At 46.2% G+C, this 431-nt stretch carries 1 protein-coding gene; it reads right to left on the bottom strand.

The features are described 5' to 3' along the window. A partial coding sequence (locus tag H5202_RS23700) for an IS66 family transposase (protein WP_182774159.1) occupies nucleotides 1-431 on the bottom strand: 431 nt, incomplete at both ends.

Genomic DNA, 431 nt, shown 5'->3' on the forward strand with positions numbered 1-431 from the left:
TCGGCTTGTTGCTTTCTCAGCTGTTGACGCGCTTGGGAGGTTAAGTTTTTTGCCTGTTTTTCTATACCGTAAAGTTTGGCAATATAACTCAATGCTTTTTCGGGTTTACCTGCTTTTTTGGATGGAGATGCTTTTTGTGCATCGGTAAATTTCCTTCTCGCATGTGCCATACAAGCGGCTTGAGTGACCTGCTCAAGCGTATTGTAAGCACTGTAGCCATCGGTCAGGAGGCAGCCTGAGTATCCCGTTAGGAAATCCTTTACACAGGCGGCAGCACGACTCGGTTGATAGTCGTAAATAACCGCAGGGTTTTCTGCAAATTCACCACTGCGGTAAACCCACATGTACGACTTAGTTTCGGCTTTTCTGTCTTCTTCTCGAAGGACTTGTACCGTTGTTTCATCGGCACAAATGAGTTTTTCGCTCAGGAG

The sequence above is a fragment of the Shewanella sp. SG41-4 genome, from assembly GCF_014164505.1.
Classification (GTDB): domain Bacteria; phylum Pseudomonadota; class Gammaproteobacteria; order Enterobacterales; family Shewanellaceae; genus Shewanella.